The sequence below is a fragment of the Cyanobium gracile UHCC 0281 genome (assembly GCF_034931305.1).
GTDB classification, from domain to species: Bacteria; Cyanobacteriota; Cyanobacteriia; order PCC-6307; family Cyanobiaceae; genus Cyanobium; species Cyanobium gracile_A.
Window position 1 is genome coordinate 38,934 of the sequence record NZ_JAYGHY010000008.1, and the last position, 18,192, is coordinate 57,125.

Here is an 18,192-nt window from a genome sequence, read left to right on the forward strand (position 1 = left end):
GCCTTGCGGGCGCAGCTACCAGGGGCTGACTGGTGCCTCTCTGGGATCGGGGTTGACCGGCGGCTGGTCCAGGCCCGGTTCGTCAGGGAAAGGGACTGGATCGTCGGGCTGTTGGGGATCCCAGGGCTGTGGGCTATCGCCAGGCTCCGGTTCATCGCCCGGTTCGTTGGACTGTCCGCTTTTTTCCAGGTCGAAGGTCAGCTGGTCATCGACACGTACCGGAATCAGCGTGTACTGGGCCGGCATCAGCGCGCCCCGTACCGAAACGCTGAGCGAACCGTCGGCCTGCAGTCGCCCGGTGAGCGTGCCCATCAGTGGCAAGTCATAGCCGGAGTAGGCACCCGGGCCGGTCCGGCGCATGTCCTTGATGACCACCATCGAGGGCTGAATCTGCAGCATAAACAGATGGGCCCAGGGATCAATCGCATAGGCACGCCCAGCCTCGATACGGATCCTCTTGCCGATGGTGCTGATGATCCACTCACCGTCAATCGGCAGTTTTTCGGTCATGGGGACAGCCGTGGACATCGGCAGGAAGGCTGGGATCTGGGCGATTTGGCCACCATCGAACGGCTTGGCCTGGGCCTGCGATGTGCCCAACAGAAGGCCGAAAGCACACAGCCCCGATAGAAAGAAGCGGCACTGTGAACGCCTTGAATTGCTCATGTCGTCATTCCTTGATTTTGGTCAGAGTTCCTCCATTGCCGGCAGCATTCGCAAACACTGTCTGGCCCGAATCACCTCTGAAACCTAAGCAAGACAGCGCGTGCGGAGAATGGGGTGAACACCCCATTCTCCGTCAGTTGTCACGCCCAAAACATCCGAAGCCATCCAGCTTTGGCGATCGGATTGGATGCTTGGTGCATGTTGACCTGTTGCATCCTGGCGGGAGGGAACCCTGCACCCGGTTCAGGCCCTCAGGGGCGACCCAGATGTCTCGGCAGCGCCACGAAGGCCGATGTCCCCCGGCCGGGCGTCGAGCGCAGGTCGAAGGCCATCCCCTGGGCCCGACACAACGCCTGGACGATGCTCAGCCCCAGACCGTCGCCTTTGGAGTCGGCCCCCTTGAAACCCTGTTGGCTCACACGGGCCAGCATCTGAGCGTCCATCCCGACGCCGTCGTCGTGGACCTGGAAGACGACGTTGCTCCCGCGGGGCATGAAGCCGATCAGAAGCCGCGTGGACTCGGCATGGGCGAGGGCATTGGCCATCAGGTTGGCCATGATCCGCATCGTCGCCAGCGGCTCGACGCAGATGCTGGTGTCCGGGCAGATGATGCGCAGACGCACGTTTTGCTCCAGAGCCTGGGCGGCGAACATCTGCTCGAGCGTGCGCGCAAACATGCCGCAGGCGACCACCTCGGGCCCACGGCTGGGTGCAGTCTGTTGCACCTCGCCAGCCGGATCGGCCCCGTGATCGCCCGTGTAGGCGTGAGCCAGGCTGGCGACGTAGTCCACGGCACGCGAGAGCGTGTCTGCGTCCTGATCGCGGCCGGCGCGTTGCATCTGGTCCACCGCGTGGCGCAACGCCGCCACAGGCTGCTTCAGGTCATGCGACACCGTGGCGAGCCTGGAGCGGTGCCGGGAAGCGGTCGACAGAGCCTGCTGATAATCCGCTTCGGCCTCGGCGAGGGCCAGCTGCAACCGGGCCTCGTTGCGCTCGGCCTCCAGCGTCTGGCGTTCGGCCCGGATCTTCTCACGGGTGATGGCGACCACCTGCCAGATCACGATGGCCAGGGAAAACAGCGCGAACAACAGCAGGGTCAGGCGATTCAGCTGGTTGATGTCGGGCTGGGAGAAACCTTCGCCGGACAGGTGGGCCACCTGTAACGCGATCGCGAAGCCGCCCACCACCACCGGGAAGGTCCGCGTCAACAGCCGCTGCAGGCGGTCCCGGATGGACCAGGTCAGCGGCGGAAGCGCCTGGGCGAGCAGCATCGCGAAGAAGAGCAGGTTCAGCGGTTTCCACATGGTCACCAGCGAGATCTGCTCCAGCCACAGCGCACTGCTGAGGGGCAGCAGGGTGGTGAGCAGGGCCAAGAAACCAAAGAGCGGCCGCAGGCGGGCCAGGGGATGGGGCGCCTCGATGCGCAGGACGACCACCAGGTAGCCGAAGGCCGTCGTCAGCGACAGGCACAGGTAGGGCACGACCCAGAGCACGAAAGGCCCGCCCCCGAGCAGGTGGGCGAGCGTGCCGTCCTGGCTCGCCACACTGAGCAACAGGAGCAGGGAAAACAGCACGTAAACCAGCCATCGGAACTCCTGGTAGGCGGCGATGATGGCGGCCGAGAAGGCGATGGCGGTGAGGAAGAAGGTGTAGAACACGGCATCGCCCATGTCCGGAACATGGCCCTCGGTCAGCGCCTGGGCCTCGCCCGCGGCCAGCAACATGCCGACTGGCACCGTGAACCAGAGGCGATGGCGGTAAACGGCCTGCGATCGCAAGGGGGCAACCATGCGCGTTCCCGACACCGTCATGGCTCCCCATTCTCCTGAAACGAGGCCCCACGCCCATGGGGTGCTCACCCCATTCACACGGGAGACGGATCGATCAGGCCGTCCTTGAGGGCACGCGCCATCAGCTGCACCACCGAGTGCGCCTCAAGCTTGCCCATCACGCTGGCCCTGTGTTTCTCCACCGTCTTCGGACTGATATACAGCTCACCGGCGATCTCCTTGTTTGACTTTCCAGCGACAATCATGTTGAGGACCTGTCGCTCACGGCCGGTGAGCGCCCCGGCCTGCTGGCCGCGACGGATGAGGTCGGTGAATTCCGCCGCGACATAACGACCGCCGCTGAGCAGCAGTGGCAGCTTCGCCACCATGTCACGGGCAGGATGTGACTTGCTGAACAGACCGTCGGCACCTGCCTCGACGACGGCGGCCAGGACACCGGCGGCGGAGATGCCGGTGAACACCGCAATCCTGGTCTCCGGACTCCAGCACCTGACGTCGTGAATGAGTTCCGCGCCACTGGCGAGCGGCATGGAGATATCAAGGAATAGAAGATCCGGCCGGTGTGCCTTCACCGCTGCGATGGCCTCAAGGCCGTTCTCCGCGGTCGCGATCACCGAGAACTGGATGTTGTCGGTTTCGGCGCTGCTGGTGAGCAGATCGCGAATCGCCTCACGGATGATGGCGTGATCATCAGCGATGACGACCGAGCAGGTCTTTCCTGTTGGCTCGGAATGCATCCTCGTTCCAGTCGATACTGCCCGCATTCCCAGGCGCGAATAGGGCCATCACCCCATAGCCAGGGCTGTTGCGGGCGGGAATAGTGGTCGCACCACTTTAGCGAATCGCACACAAGACCCCCATGAAGAAGCTCCTGAGCCTCGGCGTCTCTGTGTTCGCGGCTGGAGCCGCGTTCGCCGCAGCGAACGTCGACCCCGCACAACTGCAGGCGCGTACCTCGCTCAATGTGATCGGCCCCGAACTGCTGACCTCTCACCTGCGCCACAACGGACTTCAGAACGCGATGGTGTCATCCCCATCGCTGTTTTATGCGTTGAGCGTGCTGGCTCTTGGCGCCGACGGAGCCTCACAGGAACTGCTGGCCTCGCGGCTGCTCACGGATCCGGATGCGTCCCTGGCCGATGTCGCCCCGCCACTGGCTGCGCTGCTTTCTACGGACAACAGCGGCGACAACGGCGACAGCAGGAACGGTGCGTTCCGGCTGAGCCATTCCCTGTGGTCGACGAATGGTGCGAGCGATCGCAAACCGTTCGTGCTGGCGGAGGGGTTTCTCGCCACTGCCGAGGCGCTGTACGGCGCCGGGCACCGGCCGCTCGACTTCAGGGCGACCGGCGCGGCGCGGCTGATCAATGACTGGGCGGAGGAACAGACCCGCGGACTGATCCCGGCCGTCATCGACGACGCTCTCTTGTCCAGGCTCGACTGGGTCATCCTCAACACCACCCTGTTTGAAGGCACCTGGGGAACGGCGATGCAGCGCGTGGGCGCACAGGACGCCTACCGCTTCATCACCCTCGACGGCCATTCGCAGGCCGCCGCGACGATTCGGACCGTGGATTACGCGGCGCGAGTGATCGACCTGGACGATGGCAGTCTGGTGTTCCAGCTGCCCTTCGCGGGAGGCCACTACGCCTTCATCGTGCACATGCCGGCACCCGAGCAGGCTGACGTCCGCGGCTGGCTGCTCCATGTGGCGGTTCCAGGGTTTGCGGGCATGGCCGAGCGGGTGATCGGCGGCGAAGGCAGCCTGCATCCGTTGTCGATCCAGCTGCCGGCCTTCGCGTTCAGCGACACCGTCACGATGGGCGGCCTCTCGCCGCTGACGCGGGATCTGGGGCTTGCACCGTTGTTTGAGCGGGGCGTGGACCTGTCGAGGCTGTCGGAACAGCCCAGCCGGGTTGGGATCATCAAGCAGGACACCCGCATCGAACTGGACGAAAAGGGGGTGCGTGCAGCCGCGGCCACCCTCGTCGGAGGCGTCAAGTCCACCTCGGTGCGTCCAAGCCATCGGCGGCGCCAGATTGTGGTGAACCGACCCTTCGCCTTCGCCATCGTCGAGCGCGCCTCGCGGACGCTGCTGTTCAACGGGGTGCTGGTATCGCCACCCCATACGCAAGCCCACTGACCGGGCACCGTGAGCTACCCAGCCAAAGGGATCGCCCTTCACCCGAAGCCGGGTTCCATGCCCGACGTTGCCGAAGCCCCCCAGCATCGCGCTGGGCCATCCGGCTGCTGGTGGAGCAGAAGCCGCCCATGCGAGGGGCTAGGCCACGCCCTGAACGAGACGCTGAATGAGGACACGCGCCGTCAGCACAAGGCCTGCCCCCGAAGCAACCAGCAGGACTCCCAAGATCCGCAACCACCGGGCTCGCTGGACGGCCGCCTGGCCCTGGAGGATGGCCGTGTCGCGCACGACCGGTTGACCGGGAGGCGGAAAGCGGCGAGCGGATTGAGCCCGTGCGGCGACTCGCCAGATGTGAACGCCAAGGGCGACAAGAACCGCGGACGCTGGAAGGACCCAATACCAGAGCGCCCCGGCCAGCGAATCCCGGGCGGCGTGGGTTTCAGGCAGGCTCGAGATGTCGGCGAGCCAACGCTCCATCACGGAGATGGCGACGATGCCCAAGGCGCTGATCATCGCCAGCCATAGGAACGCCCGGCGGCGTGCCGCAGGGTCAGCGGCCTGTATCGGGCGTTGGTGGCTTTTCATTGACATCCGAATGGGACTGTGAGGCTTCTTGGCCTGTGGCGCCATACAGATTGAGGCTGCCCAGATCTTCCTCGGGAGCCTGCGTGCTGACCTCTGTGAGGAGACGCACCTGACCACGACGTGGGTGGTTCCATTCTCCACCGATGCTTCGATCCGGAGCGCCGTCGATGCAGGCCGCAGGCGTGGTCTTCATGGGTGCGGGCAAGCACACCAGGGCCATCAGAAGGATGGTCGGATCAGGCGCCCCCCATCCCCTCCCAGGCCCCCGGATCCAGGTAAATCTCCGCCGGCAGCGGGCCCGCCAGGAGCCGCTCTTCGCTGGGGTTGAGGGGCCCGGCCAGCAGTTCGGCCGCCGTGAGGCGGGCCGATTCCGGCAGGGCCGGCTGGTCGGGGTCGAAGGCGGTGGGGTGGGTGATGCTGCTGGAGAAGCCCCGGAAGATCAGCAGCTCGAAGGGTTCGTCCCCCCCCGGCGCCGGCAGGAGGCCAACGAGGCGCAGCACCCGGTCGGGGCGACCACGGCTGATCGTCTCCAGAGCGGCCAGCAGGGCGGCCATGGAGGGGGAGGCGGCGTCAGTCATCGGCGGAGGGGCACGGGAAGAAGGCTCAGAACTCGCCGGCCACCCGGCCCAGCCGCGGCAGGCGCACCACCAGCCACTGCAGCAGCCCCACCGCATAGGCCACCAGGGCCACATAACCCACGAAGGCGGCCACCCCCGGCGTCCACGCCCCGCCGAACACGAAGGCGAACACCCTGGCCACCACACCGTGCAACCCCTGGGGCGCCTCCTGCCAGGCCAGGCAGAGGCGCAACGTGGCGCCGGCGCCGCCCATGCAGGGCAGAGCGGTCACGGCCAGGCTCGCCCCGGCCAGCGACAGCAGCGTCAGGCTCCAGCGCCAGATGCGCAGGGTGAGGGGCAGGGCCCGCCAGGGGGGCATGTCGGCCAGTTCCTCATTGAGATCCACCCAGAACCACAGGCTCGCCACCACCAGCAGCGGCGCCACCACCAGCAGCAGGAAGCCGGTGGGGCGGTTGTCGGTGAGCAGCAGCAGGGCGATCAGCTGCAGGCTGGCCACCTTCCAATACAGGCCCATCAGGCGCACCAGCGCCTGCTCCTTGCGGAGGGCCGCCCAGAGGAGCAACACCAGCGGCAGCCCCACGGCGAACAGCATTCCCAGCCGCACGTCGAGCCAGACCAGGGAGCGATAGAGCTGTTCCGGCACGTCCGCTCGGTTCGGTAAGGCGCCATTATCCGCGTGCCCCCCAGGCGATAGGGTCCGTTGATGGGTTCCCTCCCCTCCTTTCCCTGGTTGCAACGCCGTCCTGATGGGCCTTGGTGCCGCACCGCCCTCGGCCGGGACGCCTCGCTCCAGGACGCCGTCAACCAGGTGTTCGAGCAGCTCCGGGGCGCCCCCGAGGCCGACCTGGCCCTGGTGTTCGCCTCCGCCAGCTACGCCAGCGATCTGCCCCGGCTGCTGCCCCTGCTGCAGCAGAAACTCAACGCCGCCCACTGGCTGGGCTGCGTCGGCGGTGGCGTGGTGGGCACCGATCCGGCCGGCGCGCCCCATGAAATCGAGAACCAGCCGGCCCTGGCGGTCACCTTGCTGCGCCTGCCCGGCGCCAGCCTGCGCCCCTTCGCCATCGACACCACCTCCCTGCCCGACCTCGATGGTCCGGCCGAGCCCTGGCGCGAGCGGGTGGGGGCCGAGCTGGAGGAGGGCCAGTCGATGCTGCTGCTGCTCGATCCCACCGGCACCGCCATCAACGACCTGATCAGCGGCCTGGATTACGCCTACCCCAACACCACCAAGGTGGGCGGCATCGCCGGCCCCCACAGCGCCACCCATGGTTCCCTTCTCTTCAGCAGCGGGACCAGCGACCCCGCCGACACCGTCCGCACCGGTGCGGTGGGCTGCCTGATCAGCGGCTCCTGGCGGCTCGATCCGCTGGTGGCCCAGGGCTGCCGGCCGATCGGGCCGGTGCTGGAGGTGGAGCAGGCCCAGCGCAACGTGGTGATCGAGGTGAGCTGCGGCAGCACCCGCAACAGCCCCGTGGCGGCGTTGCAGTCGATCCTCACCGACCTCACCCCGGCCGAGCGGGAGCAGGTCAAGCACTCCCTGTTCCTCGGCGTGGGACGCAGCGATTTCAGCCTTCCCAACGCCGACCTCACCCCCGTGGCAGAAGCGCCGGGGTCCTTCCTGGTGCGCAACCTGATCGGCGTGGATCCCCGCAACGGCGCGGTGGCGGTGGGCGAACGCATGCGCGTCGGTCAGAAGGTGCAGTTCCAGCTCCGCGATGCCGATGCCTCCCGCGACGAATCCCGCCAGCTGCTGGCCGGCCAGTCGCGGCGGCGCAGTGAGCCCCTGGCCGCCTTCCTGTTCGCCTGTCTGGGGCGGGGCGAAGGCCTCTACGGCGAGGCCGACGGCGATGTGAGCCTCTGCCGGGAGGTGTTCGGCACCGTGCCGATCGCCGGTCTGTTCTGCAACGGCGAGATCGGCCCGGTGGGCGGCACCACCCACCTGCACGGCTACACCGCCAGCTGGGGGTTCCTGGTGCCGAACGAGCCGCCCGGGGGCAGCGCCGCGCCGCTCTGATGGTGCGCCAGCACGTCAATCCCCTCAGCCGGATCCACCAGCTGGCACGGCCCCTGCCGCCGCTGATCGAGCTGTTCGCCGATCCCTCCCTGCCCCTGCATCTCGACATCGGCTCGGCCAGGGGCCGCTTCCTGCTGGCCATGGCCCCCCTGGCGCCGCAGCGCAACCACCTGGGCCTGGAGATCCGCCGGCCCCTGGTGGAGGCCGCCGAGGCCGACCGCCGCCGGGACGGGCTGACCAACCTGCGCTTCCTCTACGGCAACGCCAACGTGAACCTGCCGGAGTGGCTGGTGCACCTGGGGGCCGGGCAGCTGGAGCTGGTCACCCTGCAGTTCCCCGACCCCTGGTTCAAGCTGCGCCACCGCAAACGCCGGGTGCTGCAGCCCGCCCTGCTGCTGGCGATCGCCGCGGCCCTGGCCCCCGGCCGCCGCCTGTTCCTGCAGAGCGATGTGGAGGCCCTGATCGCCCCGATGCGGCAGCTGGTGGAGGCCAGCAGCGCCTTCGAGCTGGCCGGGCCCGAGGAGTGCGGCCCCGAGCTGAATCCCCTGCCGGTGGCCACCGAACGGGAAGGCCAGGTGCTGGCGGGGGGCCTGCCGGTGCACCGCAGCCTCTACCGCCGCAACTGCGCCCCCCTGCCGCCGCTGGCTGATCTGGAAGGCCGTCTGGAGCCCACCGCCGGCAGCACCGATAATCGCCTCGACGCCGCAGCGGATTGATGGTGCCTGCCCCAGCTCCCGTGCCCCTGCTGCTGCGCTGGCAGGGGCTGCTGGCCAGCCTGCCCGCCGGCCGGCTCAGTGCCCACCTGCCCCTGCTGGCGGGCTGGATCCTCTGCGCCCTGATGGCGGGGCTGCCCCTGGTGACCCGCACCGGCCTCAGCCTGCTGATCGCCGCCTCCGCCCTGCTCTGGGTGCTCTGGGCCCTGCGCACCCCGCCGGGTCGCCTCGGCGCCATCAACCTCTGGCTGCTGCTGGTGATCGCGATCGCCGTGGTGGCCACCGGCTTCTCCCCTGTGCCCAAGGCCGCGCTGGTGGGGCTGTTCAAGCTGCTCAGCTACCTGAGCGTCTATGCCCTGATGCGCCAGCTGCTGGCCACGGCCCCGGTGTGGTGGGACCGGCTCGTCGGCGCCCTGCTGGCCGGCGAGCTGATCACCAGCGTGATCGGCATCCGCCAGCTCTACGAAGCCCCCGGGGCCCTGGCGCGATGGTCGGACAACAACTCCGTGGCCGAAGGCACGGTGCGCATCTACAGCACCCTCGACAATCCCAACCTGCTGGGCGGCTATCTGCTGCCGATCCTGCCCCTGGCCGTGGTGGCCCTGCTGCGCTGGCAGGGGCGGGGGCGGCGCCTGTTTGCGCTGGCCAGCCTGGTGCTGGGCCTGGTGGCCCTGGTGCTGACCTACAGCCGCGGCGCCTGGATGGGGATGGTGGCCTCCCTCGGGCTGCTGGGCCTGTTGCTGGTGCTGCGTCAGACCCGCGACTGGCCGCCGTTGTGGCGGCGCCTGTTCCCCCTGCTGCTCCTGGCCGGCGCCACCCTGGTGCTGGTGCTGCTGGTCACCCAGGTGGAGCCCCTGCGGGTGCGGGTGATGAGCCTGGTGGCGGGCCGGGAGGACAGCTCCAACAACTTCCGCCTGAACGTCTGGACCTCCGCCCTGGCGATGATCCAGGACCGGCCCTGGATCGGCATCGGCCCCGGCAACAGCGCCTTCAACCTCATCTATCCCCTGTACCAGCAGCCCAAGTTCAATGCCCTGAGCGCCTACTCCATCCCCCTGGAGCTGCTGGTGGAAGCCGGCATCCCCGGCCTGCTGGCGGGGCTGGGCCTGCTGCTGAGCGCCGTGAAGGTGGGCCTGGGCCAGTGGCGGAGCAGCGCCCCCCTGGCCCTGCCCTGCCTGGCGGCGGTGGCTGTGTTCGCGGCCCTGGGGGTACAGGGGCTCACCGACACGATCTTCTTCCGCCCGGAAGTGCAGCTGATCGGTCTGTTCAGCCTGGCCACCCTGGCGGCCGCCGCGGCGGATCCCCTGCCGTGAGGCTGATCGCCGGCTTCGACGCCGGTCAGACCCACACCAGCTGCCGCCTGGCCCTCGTGGGGGATGGCCGGGTGATCGGCGAGGGCGAGGGGCCCGGGGTCTGCCATCTGGCGGCCCCGGAGGGTCCCGCACGCTTTGGCGCCGCCCTGCGCGAGAGCCTGGTGCAGGCCATGGCCCGCGTGGAGAGCGGCAGCCCGACCACCATGCTGGTGGCGGCCGCCGTGGGGGCCAGCGGCATCGAGCAGGGCTCCCCGGTGCAGACACAAGGCCAGGCCCTGGCGGCGCAGGCCCTGGGACTGGCCCCGGAGCGGGTGATGGTCACGGGCGATGAGCGCACCGCCCTGCGGGGGGCCTTCCCTGACGGCGCCGGCATCGTGGTGATCAGCGGCACCGGCAGCATCGCCGTCAGCCGCGACGGCCAGGGGTGCGAGCACCGCTGCGGCGGCTGGGGCTGGTTGCTGGATGGGGCCGGTTCGGCCATGGACATCGGCCGCGACGGCCTGGCCCTGAGCCTGCAGATGGCCGACGGCCGGCTCCCTGACTCCCCCCTGCGGCTGTCCCTCTGGGAGGCCCTGGGGCTGGACCCGGACGATCCCGGTTCACCGCAGCGGCTCAAGGCGCTGGTGGTGGCGGCCAGCTTCGGTCCCGCCGGCTTTGCCCGGCTGGCGCCGGTGCTGGATCAACAAGCCGCCGCGGGTGAAGCGACGGCCATCGCAGTGATGGAGCGCAACGCTGCGGCGCTGGCGGCGCTGGCGGCGGGGGTGGCCCGGGGCCTGAATCTGATCGGGCCGGCGGTGTGCCCGATGGGCGGGGCGCTCACCCACCTGGAGCAGTTGCGCCGACCCTTTGCCCGGAACCTGGAGCTGGCCCTGCCCGGCAGCCGTCTGGTGACGGCGGCCGGCGATGCCTGCCAGGGGGCCCTGGCGATGGCGGCCGCCCTGCAGGCGGTGTCTCAGCCGGCCTGAGCGGCCAGGGGAACCAGGGCCAGGGCGCCGCCGAGCACGGCCAGCAGCAGGGCCAGACGGGCGGTCCAGACCAGGGGCAGGCGGCGCAGCGCCAGGAACGAACCACCACTCACCAGCAGCGAGGCCGCCAGGGCGCCGGCCCACCAGCCCAGGGCCGAGCCATCGACGGGGGCCTCGCCGCCGTGCAGCAGGGCGTGCAGGGCCACCGCACCGGCCACCAGGGTGCCCCCGAAGGCCAGCCCGGGGCTGCGGCCATCCCGGTGGGAGCGCAGGATCAGCAGCGCCACCGCCGAGATCGCCAGGGCGGCCAGGACTTCAGCGAAGGGCAGGGCGAAGCCCATGGCACCGGCCAGGCCCCCCAGCACCGCACCGGCCAGGCCCCAGAGCAGCAGCTCCGCGGACACATAGGACGCGGCCGCACCCACGCCGATCAGCAGCAGCAGGTGATCGACGCCGGTGATGGGGTGGAGGAAGCCGTGGCCAAGGCCGCCGTGGGCCAGGCCATGGGCCTGGGCCGGCTGGCCGATCAGCACGAAGCCGAGGGCGGCCGCGACCCCCAGGAGGGTCCAGGAGCGGAGGCCGGAGAAGTGAGTCATCGAGGTGCCCGGTCCGCGCCGGGATGGAAGGAACGGTTCACGGCGAGCGTTCTGGCTGAGGGTGACCCCATCACAGCTGCGGGACAGCGCCGGAATGACGCAGGGGCGAACCCAGTCGTGCACCGGACTTTCCTCGTTTCCTCCCGGAGGTGAACCCCGGGAACCGTCCGCCCATTGTGACCGCAGCCGGTGACGTTGCCGCCCGATGACCGCAGCTTCTGACCAGGAAGGGGGGAGGATGGCGCCCAGGAGGTTCCTCCCCTTCACGGGGAGGACGCAAGGAGGAAAGGCGGTGAGGGGTTGCCCGAGTCCGCCGCTGTCCCGCAGCTGTGATGGAAACCTGGCTTCCCGGCCCGGCGTCCTCAGTCAGAACGCTCACCCCCACTCGACCCATTTCCTGCCGGCGCGGACCGGAGACTTTCCATGAACCTGCCTTCTTTGGCTGAGCGACGCGGCCTCCTGCCGATCGCCCTGGCCGGTCTGTGCGCCCTGCCCCTGCTGCTGGCGGCGCCGGCCTCGGCCCACCACCTGATGGATCTGACCGGGCTGAAGCCGGGCCCCCTCACCGGCCTGCTGAGTGGCCTGGCCCACCCGATCCTGGGCCCCGACCACCTGCTGTTCCTGCTGGCCATCGGCCTGGTGGGCATCGTCCAGCCCTTCCGCTGGGTGCTGGCCCTGCTGGGCTGCGGCCTGGTGGGCAATGCTCTGGGGCTGGCCCTGCCGGGCCTCACCTGGGTCGAGCCGCTGGTGGCCCTGTCGGTGGCGCTCACCGGCCTGGTGCTGGCCCGCCGCCTGCCCCCGGCCGTGCTGGTGCCCGCCTTCCTGCTGCACGGTTATGCCCTCAGCGGTGCCGTCCTCGGCTGGGAGCCCACCCCGATCGCCTTCTATCTCGTGGGTCTGCTGGTGAGCCAGAGCCTGCTGCTGCTGGTGGCTCTCACCGCCGTGCGGCGCTGGCGCCAGAACGCCTCCAGCGGCGCGCTGAGCCTCACCGCCGGCCTGCTGATGGGCATCGGCCTGGCCTTCACCTGGTCGGCCCTGGTGGCCTGAGGCTCAGGTGCCGAGCAGGGCGGTGTACACCAGCCGCTCCTGTCTGACGGCCAGGCGGGAGGCGCGCAGCCGGATCGCCTCCGCCAGGTACTCGGCGTCTTCGGCCACCCCGCAGAAGCGGGCCGAACCCCAGGTGTGCAGCCAGGGCAAACCCAACACATAAAAACCCGGCACCTGGGTGATGCCCCGCTCATGGGCCGGATGGCCGGCGCCATCGAACACCGGCACCTCCACCCAGCTGAAATCCGGGTGGTACCCCGTGCACCAGATCACCGCCGCCAGCGGCTCAGCCACCAGATCGAGGGGCTCCGCTGAACCGGGCGGCGGCGTCCAGCAGGGGACGTAGGGGGGCTCCTCAGGGGCACTGAGGCCCTGGGCGGCGATGTGGTCGTCGATGCTGCGGCAGATGCGGCTGTAGACGGCGTCAGCCCCGTCGAGGTTGTCGGCCAGGTCGCCGGCGAAGTCGATGCGGTCGTGGCCCAGCTCTGCCAGCCGGCCGTGCAGCACCATCCCCTCAAGGGCACGGCGGCGCAGGTCGATCTCGCGGCCACCGTCACGGCCTGTGAGGTAGTGGTTGGTCTTGCCCCGTACCGCCTTCGGGTCGGCGTGCTGGTCGATCGGCATGGCGTAGTAGCCCATGCGATCGAGCCAGTCGACCACGTCGCGGCCGCGGTAGCGGCGCGGGGAGCGGGGGGCGCGGCCGACGCTCAGGTGCACCCGGCGGCCGGCCAGGAAGAGGTCTTCGGCGATCTGGCAGCCCGACTGGCCACTGCCCACCACCAGCACCGGGCCGGCGGGCAGCGATTCAGGGCTGGTGTAATCACGGGCATCGATCTGGAGGATCCGCTCGGGCAGGCGGGCGGCGAGGGGATGGCGCTTCGGGCGGTGGTAACCGCCGGTGGCCAGCACCACCTGATCGGCCTCGATGGCACCCTCATCGGTGCTCAGGAGGAAGCCGGAACCACTCGCCTGCAGACGCCGCACCGCCACCCCCTCGCGCACGGGCACCTGGATGTGGTCGGCGAAACGCTGGACGTAGCGGACGATCTCCTCGCGGCCCATGAAGCCGTCGGGATCGTCGCCGTCATAGGGGAAATCGGGCAGGCGGCACTGCCAGTTGGGGGTGACCAGGCAGAAGGACTCCCAGCGCTGGCGCGCCCAGGCGTGGCCAATGCGGTGGCGCTCCAGCACCAGGGGACGCAGCCCCCGTTTCTTCAGGCAGTGGGCCACCGACAGGCCCGCCTGCCCGCCGCCCACCACCACCACCGGATGACGCTGAACCGTCTGCGAGCCGCTTGCCACCGTGACCCTCTGGTCGTTGTCGTGGGCTGATGCTGGCCGCGCGGCTCGATCGGCCCTGTAACGACCGGCACGGATTGCCCGGTGCCGGCATTCGGTGGCATCGGCGACACAGCACAAAACTTCATTCGTGGCACGGTCGCCATGCCGATTCCACCGACCGCACGTCCCCATGCCCCAGGTCAGCCGTCCCGCCAACCAGACGGGCGAATTCCTCGTCGATTACGAGGAGAAGGTTTTCCCCGACATCAAGGCCGAACCGGGTGAGAAGGCCCTGGTCACCTTCCACACCGTGGCCTTCGAAGGCTCCATCGGCCTGGTCAACCTGCTGCAGGCCAGCCGCCTGGTCAACAAGGGCTTTGAGACCTCGATCCTGCTCTACGGCCCGGGCGTGACCCTGGGGCTGCAGCGGGGCTTTCCCAAGCTGGGCGACGCCGCCTTCGACGGCCACCTCAACTTCGGCGCCCGCATCCAGAAGTTCATGGACCAGGGCGGCAAGGTCTACGCCTGCCGCTTCGCCCTGCAGGCCCTCTACGGCCACGGCGAAGGCGCCCTGATCCCCGGGATCATCCCGATCAACCCCCTCGATGTGCTCGACATCGTGCTGCTGCACCGCAAGGAGGGGGCCTTCATCCTCGACACCTGGACCCTCTGAGTTCCCCGTCCCCCGTCGAGCCGCCCATGCCCGCCACGATCACCGTCGCCGCCGCCCAGATCCGTCCGGTGCTCTACAGCCTGGAGGGATCGGTGGCGCGGGTGGTCGCGGCCATGGAGGAGGCCGCCGCCGCCGGGGTGCAGCTGATCGCCTTCCCGGAGACGTTCCTGCCCTACTACCCCTACTTCTCCTTCGTGGAGCCGCCGGTGCTGATGGGGAAGTCGCACCTGAAGCTCTACGAGCAGGCGGTGACGGTGCCCGGCCCGGCCCTGGCCCGCATCGCCGCCGCCGCCCGCCAGCTCGGCCTGCACGTGCTGCTGGGCATCAACGAGCGCGACGGGGGCAGCCTCTACAACGCCCAGCTGCTGATCGATGCGGCCGGCGAGCTGGTGCTGAAACGCCGCAAGCTCACGCCCACGTATCACGAGCGGATGGTGTGGGGCCAGGGGGATGGGGCCGGCCTGCAGGTGGTGCCCACCGCCCTCGGCCGCATCGGCGCCCTGGCCTGCTGGGAGCACTACAACCCCCTGGCCCGTTTCAGCCTGATGGCCCAGGGGGAGGAGATCCACTGCGCCCAGTTCCCCGGCTCCCTGGTGGGGCCGATCTTCGCCGAGCAGACGGCCGTGACCCTGCGCCACCACGCCCTTGAGGCCGGCTGCTTCGTGGTGTCCTCCACCGCCTGGCTGGAGCCGGAGGACATCGAGCGGATCACGCCCGATCCGGTGCTGCAGAAGGCCTGCCAGGGGGGCTGCCACACGGCGGTGATCAGCCCGGAGGGCCGCTACCTGGCCGGGCCGCTGCCCGATGGCGAGGGGCTGGCCATCGCCGAACTCGACCTGAGCCTGATCACCAAACGCAAACGCATGATGGACAGCGTCGGCCACTACAGCCGCCCCGACCTGCTGGGGCTGTTGATCGACCGCAGCCCCGCCCGCCAGCTGCATGAGCGCCCCCCCGAGCCGGGCCTGAACGGATTCGCCAGCGAGGCGCTCCCGGGACTGCCGCTGCTGGAGGAACTGCACCATGGCTGAGCACGATCGCCGCGCCCTGGGCCGGCGGCTCACCGAACTCCAGGTGCACGGGGTGGTCGACCCGGCGGTGCCCGGCAACCCCGGCCGCCGCGGCGGCGCCGGTCCGTCCGACCACCGCGCCCTCAGCATCGACGGCACCACGGTGATGGTGCCCGTCTACAACGCCATCGCCGGCAGCTCGCCCTACCGGCTGGAATCCGCCGCCAGCGGCGGCCTGCAGGTGAGCGACGCCGCCACAGCCCTTGCCGTGGAGACCCCGCCCGAGCCGCGCTTCTACGCCCTGGCCACCGCCGAGGGCATCCCCTACCGCTCCATCGCCCTGCTGCACGGCCGGGACGTGCTGGCCACCACGCTCCTGCAGACCTGCATCCGTTTCCGCGACCGGCGCCAGTCGTGCCAGTTCTGCGCCATCGAGCAGTCGCTGGAGGATGGCCGCACCCTCGTGCGAAAGACGCCCGAGCAGGTGGCGGAGGTGGCCGAAGCGGCCGTGCGCCTCGATGGCGTGCGCCAGCTGGTGCTCACCACCGGCACCCCCAACAGCGACGACCGGGGCGCCCGACTGATGGCCGAGACCGCCGCCGCCGTCAAGTCCCGGGTGGACCTGCCGATCCAGGCCCAGTGCGAGCCCCCCGACGACCCCGCCTGGTACGGCCGCATGAAGGACGCCGGCGTCGACAGCCTGGGCATGCACCTCGAGGTGGTGGAAGAGGAGGTGCGGCGGCGGATCCTGCCGGGCAAGTCTGAGCTGGGACTGGAGCGCTACATGGAGGCCTTTGCCGCGGCGGTGGCGGTGTTCGGCCGCGGCCAGGTGTCCACCTACCTGCTGGCGGGGCTGGGGGACAGCGCCGCGTCGCTGATCGCGGTGAGCGAACGGCTGATCGCCCTGGGGGTCTACCCCTTCGTCGTGCCCTTCGTGCCGATCGCCGGCACCCCCCTGGAGGCCCATCCCGCCCCCTCCACCGACTTCATGGTGGCGGTGTACACGGCGGTGGGCGACCGGTTGCGGGCCTCCGACCTGCGCTCCGAGGCCATGGCGGCCGGCTGCGCCAAGTGCGGCGCCTGCTCGGCCCTGTCCCTGTTCGAAGCCACCCCCTGAGCGCGGCCATGTTCTTCATCGACCCCTCCAGCCACGACATCGGCCGCAGCGCCAGCTCGGCCCCAGCCGCCTTCACCCCCTCGGTGCGGCGGGGGGTGGCCATCGAGGCCGAAGACTTCCGCCTCTCGCCCACGGCCAGTTCCCAGCGCTTCTCCTTCCACCTGCTGCGACAGGGCACACCACTGGAGGAGGGCTACTGGCAGTTGCGCAGCGCCATCTTCTGCCAGGAACAGCACCTGTTCGAGGCCACCGACCGGGATGAGAAGGATGGCCACGCCTATCCCATCGCCTCCCTCGACCACAGCGCCGGCAGCGGCAGCGGTGTGGTGGGGGTGGTGCGGATCCTGGAGGAACGGCCCCGCCTCTGGTACGGCGGCCGGCTGGGGGTGCACGGCGACCACCGCCGCCACAACCAGATCGGCAAGGGGCTGATCTGGAAAGCGGTCACCACCGCCCACGGCTGGGGCTGCGACCGCTTCCTGGCCACGGTGCAGCTCCAGAACGTGCACTTCTTCCAGCGCCTGCACTGGACCTCGATCGACACCCTGGAGATCCGCGGCCTGCCCCACCACCTGATGGAAGCCGATCTCGCCTACTACCAGCCCGGTCACGAACGGCGCCCCCTGGCGGTGGGCGAGCCGGCGGGGGTGGCGGCGGCGTGAGTCGCCCCGGGCCCCAGGAACCGGACCTGGCGGCCCTGGCCGCCCGGCTGCGCCAGCTCAGCGGCCTCACCGGCAAGACCGACATCCAGTCCCCGGCGGCCACCTTCCCCCACCAGCCCTTCCCCGAGCTGGGCCCTGCCGCGGCCCTCGGCGATGACGCCGCCCTGCTGCCGCCGGTGGCTGCGCCGCTGCTGCTGGCCAGTGAGGGCATCGACCCGGCCCTGGTGGCCGCCGACCCCTGGTTCGCCGGCTGGTGCGGCGTGCTGGTGAACCTCAGCGACATCGCCGCCATGGGCGGCACGCCGATCGCGGTGGTGAACAGCCTCTGGAGCCGCAGCGCCGCCCATGGGGCGGAGGTGCTGGCGGGCCTGCGCCGGGCCTCGGAGGTGTTCGGCGTGCCGGTGGTGGGCGGCCACACCAACCTGCACAGCCCCTACGACGCCCTGGCGGTGGCGGTGCTGGGCACGGCAGCCGGGCCGGTGCTCTCGGCCCGTGCCGCCAGAGCCGGCGACCACTGCCACCTGCTGATCGACCCCGATGGCGGCTTCCACGGCGATTCCCTCTGCTGGGATGCGGCCACCGGCGCCGACCCCGCCCGGCTGCGGCGCCAGCTGGCCCTGATGGCGGATCTGGCGGCCGATGGCAGCGTCCATGCCGCCAAGGACATCAGCATGGGCGGGCTGGTGGGCACCGCCGCCATGTTCTGCGAGGCGGCGGGGTGCGGCCTGCGCCTCGATCTGGCGGCGATCCATCCCCCCGAGGGAGTGGCTCTGGAACCCTGGCTCACCTGCTTTCCCAGCTTCGGCTTCCTGCTGGCCGCTCGGCCCGATCAGGAGGGCCGGCTGGCGGAGCGGGTCGCGGCCTGCGGCGGCCTGCTGCTGGCGCAGATCGGCACGTTCACGGCGGAGCACCGGTTGGTGCTGGAGGCGGAGGGCCGACAGGAGGAGATCTGGCGCGCTGAGGCGCCGCTCACGGGCTTCGGAGCACTGTCGTGATGGCCACCGCAGCCGCCGCGGATCCGCTGCACAATCGCACCGCT

General features: G+C 70.0%; 19 protein-coding genes and 2 riboswitches. Of the genes, 11 read left to right on the forward strand and 8 right to left on the reverse strand.

From position 1 onward, the window contains the following. Positions 1-15: 15 nt before the first annotated feature. The 3 genes from VB739_RS04255 to VB739_RS04265 all read right to left on the reverse strand — a co-directional run bounded on the left by VB739_RS04255 (position 16) and on the right by VB739_RS04265 (position 3,193). Positions 16-666: a hypothetical protein gene (locus VB739_RS04255; RefSeq protein WP_323355875.1), complete on the reverse strand. Its 651-nt coding sequence runs from the start codon at positions 664-666 to the stop codon at positions 16-18. Positions 667-917: 251 nt separating this feature from the next. Next, the gene (locus VB739_RS04260) at positions 918-2,477 is read right to left on the reverse strand and encodes a HAMP domain-containing sensor histidine kinase (protein WP_323355876.1); all 1,560 of its coding nucleotides are present in this window, start codon (positions 2,475-2,477) and stop codon (positions 918-920) included. A 53-nt stretch (positions 2,478-2,530) separates the two neighbouring features. Beyond that, positions 2,531-3,193 carry a response regulator transcription factor gene (locus VB739_RS04265; RefSeq protein ID WP_323355877.1) on the reverse strand — a complete coding sequence of 221 codons (663 nt, stop codon included), beginning with the start codon at positions 3,191-3,193 and terminating at the stop codon, positions 2,531-2,533. A gap of 122 nt (positions 3,194-3,315) precedes the next feature. On the opposite strand from VB739_RS04265, the gene VB739_RS04270 reads away from it, so the two are divergent. Next, positions 3,316-4,599, forward strand: a complete 1,284-nt coding sequence (locus tag VB739_RS04270) for a serpin family protein (RefSeq protein WP_323355878.1) — start codon at positions 3,316-3,318, stop codon at positions 4,597-4,599. Positions 4,600-4,737: 138 nt separating this feature from the next. Here VB739_RS04270 and VB739_RS04275 read toward each other — a convergent pair whose 3' ends face one another. The 3 genes from VB739_RS04275 to VB739_RS04285 form a co-directional block, all read right to left on the reverse strand. Beyond that, a complete protein-coding gene (locus VB739_RS04275) occupies positions 4,738-5,112 on the reverse strand; it encodes a hypothetical protein (RefSeq protein ID WP_323355879.1) in 375 nt (124 codons plus the stop codon). Between the two features lie 308 nt (positions 5,113-5,420). Beyond that, positions 5,421-5,762, reverse strand: a complete 342-nt coding sequence (locus VB739_RS04280) for a hypothetical protein (RefSeq protein WP_323355880.1) — start codon at positions 5,760-5,762, stop codon at positions 5,421-5,423. A gap of 25 nt (positions 5,763-5,787) precedes the next feature. Beyond that, entirely contained in the window at positions 5,788-6,405 is a 618-nt protein-coding gene (locus tag VB739_RS04285; protein WP_323355881.1) for a DUF3177 family protein, read from the reverse strand. 60 nt (positions 6,406-6,465) lie between these two features. Between VB739_RS04285 and VB739_RS04290 the strand changes: the two genes are divergently transcribed. Genes VB739_RS04290 through VB739_RS04305 form a run of 4 tightly spaced genes read left to right on the forward strand, consistent with a single transcriptional unit; the run spans position 6,466 to position 10,767 of the window. Next, positions 6,466-7,776 (forward strand): FIST signal transduction protein, encoded by a 1,311-nt coding sequence (locus tag VB739_RS04290; protein WP_323355882.1) that lies wholly within the window; start codon positions 6,466-6,468, stop codon positions 7,774-7,776. A 2-nt stretch (positions 7,777-7,778) separates the two neighbouring features. Further along, positions 7,779-8,492, forward strand: a complete 714-nt coding sequence (trmB, locus tag VB739_RS04295) for a tRNA (guanosine(46)-N7)-methyltransferase TrmB (protein WP_323355932.1) — start codon at positions 7,779-7,781, stop codon at positions 8,490-8,492. Next, on the forward strand, positions 8,492-9,802 hold the full coding sequence (locus VB739_RS04300; protein ID WP_323355883.1) for an IctB family putative bicarbonate transporter: 1,311 nt from the start codon (positions 8,492-8,494) through the stop codon (positions 9,800-9,802). Before trmB ends, VB739_RS04300 begins: the two co-directional genes overlap by 1 nt. After that, positions 9,799-10,767: an N-acetylglucosamine kinase gene (locus VB739_RS04305; RefSeq protein ID WP_323355884.1), complete on the forward strand. Its 969-nt coding sequence runs from the start codon at positions 9,799-9,801 to the stop codon at positions 10,765-10,767. The genes VB739_RS04300 and VB739_RS04305 overlap by 4 nt, the downstream gene beginning before the upstream one ends. Here VB739_RS04305 and VB739_RS04310 read toward each other — a convergent pair. Further along, on the reverse strand, positions 10,755-11,363 hold the full coding sequence (locus VB739_RS04310) for a HupE/UreJ family protein (protein ID WP_323355885.1): 609 nt from the start codon (positions 11,361-11,363) through the stop codon (positions 10,755-10,757). The genes VB739_RS04305 and VB739_RS04310 overlap by 13 nt on opposite strands. A gap of 23 nt (positions 11,364-11,386) precedes the next feature. Further along, positions 11,387-11,546, reverse strand: a riboswitch (cobalamin riboswitch). Positions 11,547-11,596: 50 nt separating this feature from the next. Further along, a riboswitch (cobalamin riboswitch) is annotated at positions 11,597-11,761 on the forward strand. 25 nt (positions 11,762-11,786) lie between these two features. Here VB739_RS04310 and VB739_RS04315 point away from each other — a divergent pair. Further along, positions 11,787-12,410 (forward strand): HupE/UreJ family protein, encoded by a 624-nt coding sequence (locus VB739_RS04315; RefSeq protein ID WP_323355886.1) that lies wholly within the window; start codon positions 11,787-11,789, stop codon positions 12,408-12,410. Positions 12,411-12,413: 3 nt separating this feature from the next. Here VB739_RS04315 and VB739_RS04320 read toward each other — a convergent pair whose 3' ends face one another. Continuing rightward, the gene (locus VB739_RS04320; RefSeq protein ID WP_323355887.1) at positions 12,414-13,712 is read right to left on the reverse strand and encodes an MSMEG_0569 family flavin-dependent oxidoreductase; all 1,299 of its coding nucleotides are present in this window, start codon (positions 13,710-13,712) and stop codon (positions 12,414-12,416) included. A 169-nt stretch (positions 13,713-13,881) separates the two neighbouring features. Between VB739_RS04320 and VB739_RS04325 the strand changes: the two genes are divergently transcribed. Genes VB739_RS04325 through VB739_RS04345 form a run of 5 tightly spaced genes read left to right on the forward strand, consistent with a single transcriptional unit; the run spans position 13,882 to position 18,148 of the window. Continuing rightward, a complete protein-coding gene (locus VB739_RS04325) occupies positions 13,882-14,364 on the forward strand; it encodes an MSMEG_0572/Sll0783 family nitrogen starvation response protein (RefSeq protein ID WP_323355888.1) in 483 nt (160 codons plus the stop codon). 26 nt (positions 14,365-14,390) lie between these two features. Further along, complete coding sequence (locus VB739_RS04330) at positions 14,391-15,395, forward strand: Nit6803 family nitrilase (RefSeq protein ID WP_323355889.1); 1,005 nt, start codon at positions 14,391-14,393, stop codon at positions 15,393-15,395. Then, on the forward strand, positions 15,388-16,491 hold the full coding sequence (locus VB739_RS04335) for an MSMEG_0568 family radical SAM protein (protein ID WP_323355890.1): 1,104 nt from the start codon (positions 15,388-15,390) through the stop codon (positions 16,489-16,491). The genes VB739_RS04330 and VB739_RS04335 overlap by 8 nt, the downstream gene beginning before the upstream one ends. Before the next feature lie 8 nt (positions 16,492-16,499). After that, on the forward strand, positions 16,500-17,153 hold the full coding sequence (locus VB739_RS04340; RefSeq protein WP_323355891.1) for an MSMEG_0567/Sll0786 family nitrogen starvation N-acetyltransferase: 654 nt from the start codon (positions 16,500-16,502) through the stop codon (positions 17,151-17,153). Then, positions 17,150-18,148 (forward strand): sll0787 family AIR synthase-like protein, encoded by a 999-nt coding sequence (locus VB739_RS04345; protein WP_323355892.1) that lies wholly within the window; start codon positions 17,150-17,152, stop codon positions 18,146-18,148. The genes VB739_RS04340 and VB739_RS04345 overlap by 4 nt, the downstream gene beginning before the upstream one ends. Positions 18,149-18,192 lie beyond the last annotated feature (44 nt).

Excerpts from the sequence above, each read along its gene's own strand:
- VB739_RS04255 (WP_323355875.1), bottom strand. The coding sequence starts at position 666 with ATGAGCAATTCAAGGCGTTCACAGTGCCGCTTCTTTCTATCGGGGCTG.
- VB739_RS04260 (WP_323355876.1), bottom strand. The coding sequence starts at position 2,477 with ATGACGGTGTCGGGAACGCGCATGGTTGCCCCCTTGCGATCGCAGGCC.
- VB739_RS04265 (WP_323355877.1), bottom strand. The coding sequence starts at position 3,193 with ATGCATTCCGAGCCAACAGGAAAGACCTGCTCGGTCGTCATCGCTGAT.
- VB739_RS04270 (WP_323355878.1), top strand. The coding sequence starts at position 3,316 with ATGAAGAAGCTCCTGAGCCTCGGCGTCTCTGTGTTCGCGGCTGGAGCC.
- VB739_RS04275 (WP_323355879.1), bottom strand. The coding sequence starts at position 5,112 with ATGATCAGCGCCTTGGGCATCGTCGCCATCTCCGTGATGGAGCGTTGG.
- VB739_RS04280 (WP_323355880.1), bottom strand. The coding sequence starts at position 5,762 with ATGACTGACGCCGCCTCCCCCTCCATGGCCGCCCTGCTGGCCGCTCTG.
- VB739_RS04290 (WP_323355882.1), top strand. The coding sequence starts at position 6,466 with ATGGGTTCCCTCCCCTCCTTTCCCTGGTTGCAACGCCGTCCTGATGGG.
- VB739_RS04300 (WP_323355883.1), top strand. The coding sequence starts at position 8,492 with ATGGTGCCTGCCCCAGCTCCCGTGCCCCTGCTGCTGCGCTGGCAGGGG.
- VB739_RS04310 (WP_323355885.1), bottom strand. The coding sequence starts at position 11,363 with ATGACTCACTTCTCCGGCCTCCGCTCCTGGACCCTCCTGGGGGTCGCG.
- VB739_RS04315 (WP_323355886.1), top strand. The coding sequence starts at position 11,787 with ATGAACCTGCCTTCTTTGGCTGAGCGACGCGGCCTCCTGCCGATCGCC.
- VB739_RS04325 (WP_323355888.1), top strand. The coding sequence starts at position 13,882 with ATGCCCCAGGTCAGCCGTCCCGCCAACCAGACGGGCGAATTCCTCGTC.
- VB739_RS04330 (WP_323355889.1), top strand. The coding sequence starts at position 14,391 with ATGCCCGCCACGATCACCGTCGCCGCCGCCCAGATCCGTCCGGTGCTC.
- VB739_RS04335 (WP_323355890.1), top strand. The coding sequence starts at position 15,388 with ATGGCTGAGCACGATCGCCGCGCCCTGGGCCGGCGGCTCACCGAACTC.
- VB739_RS04340 (WP_323355891.1), top strand. The coding sequence starts at position 16,500 with ATGTTCTTCATCGACCCCTCCAGCCACGACATCGGCCGCAGCGCCAGC.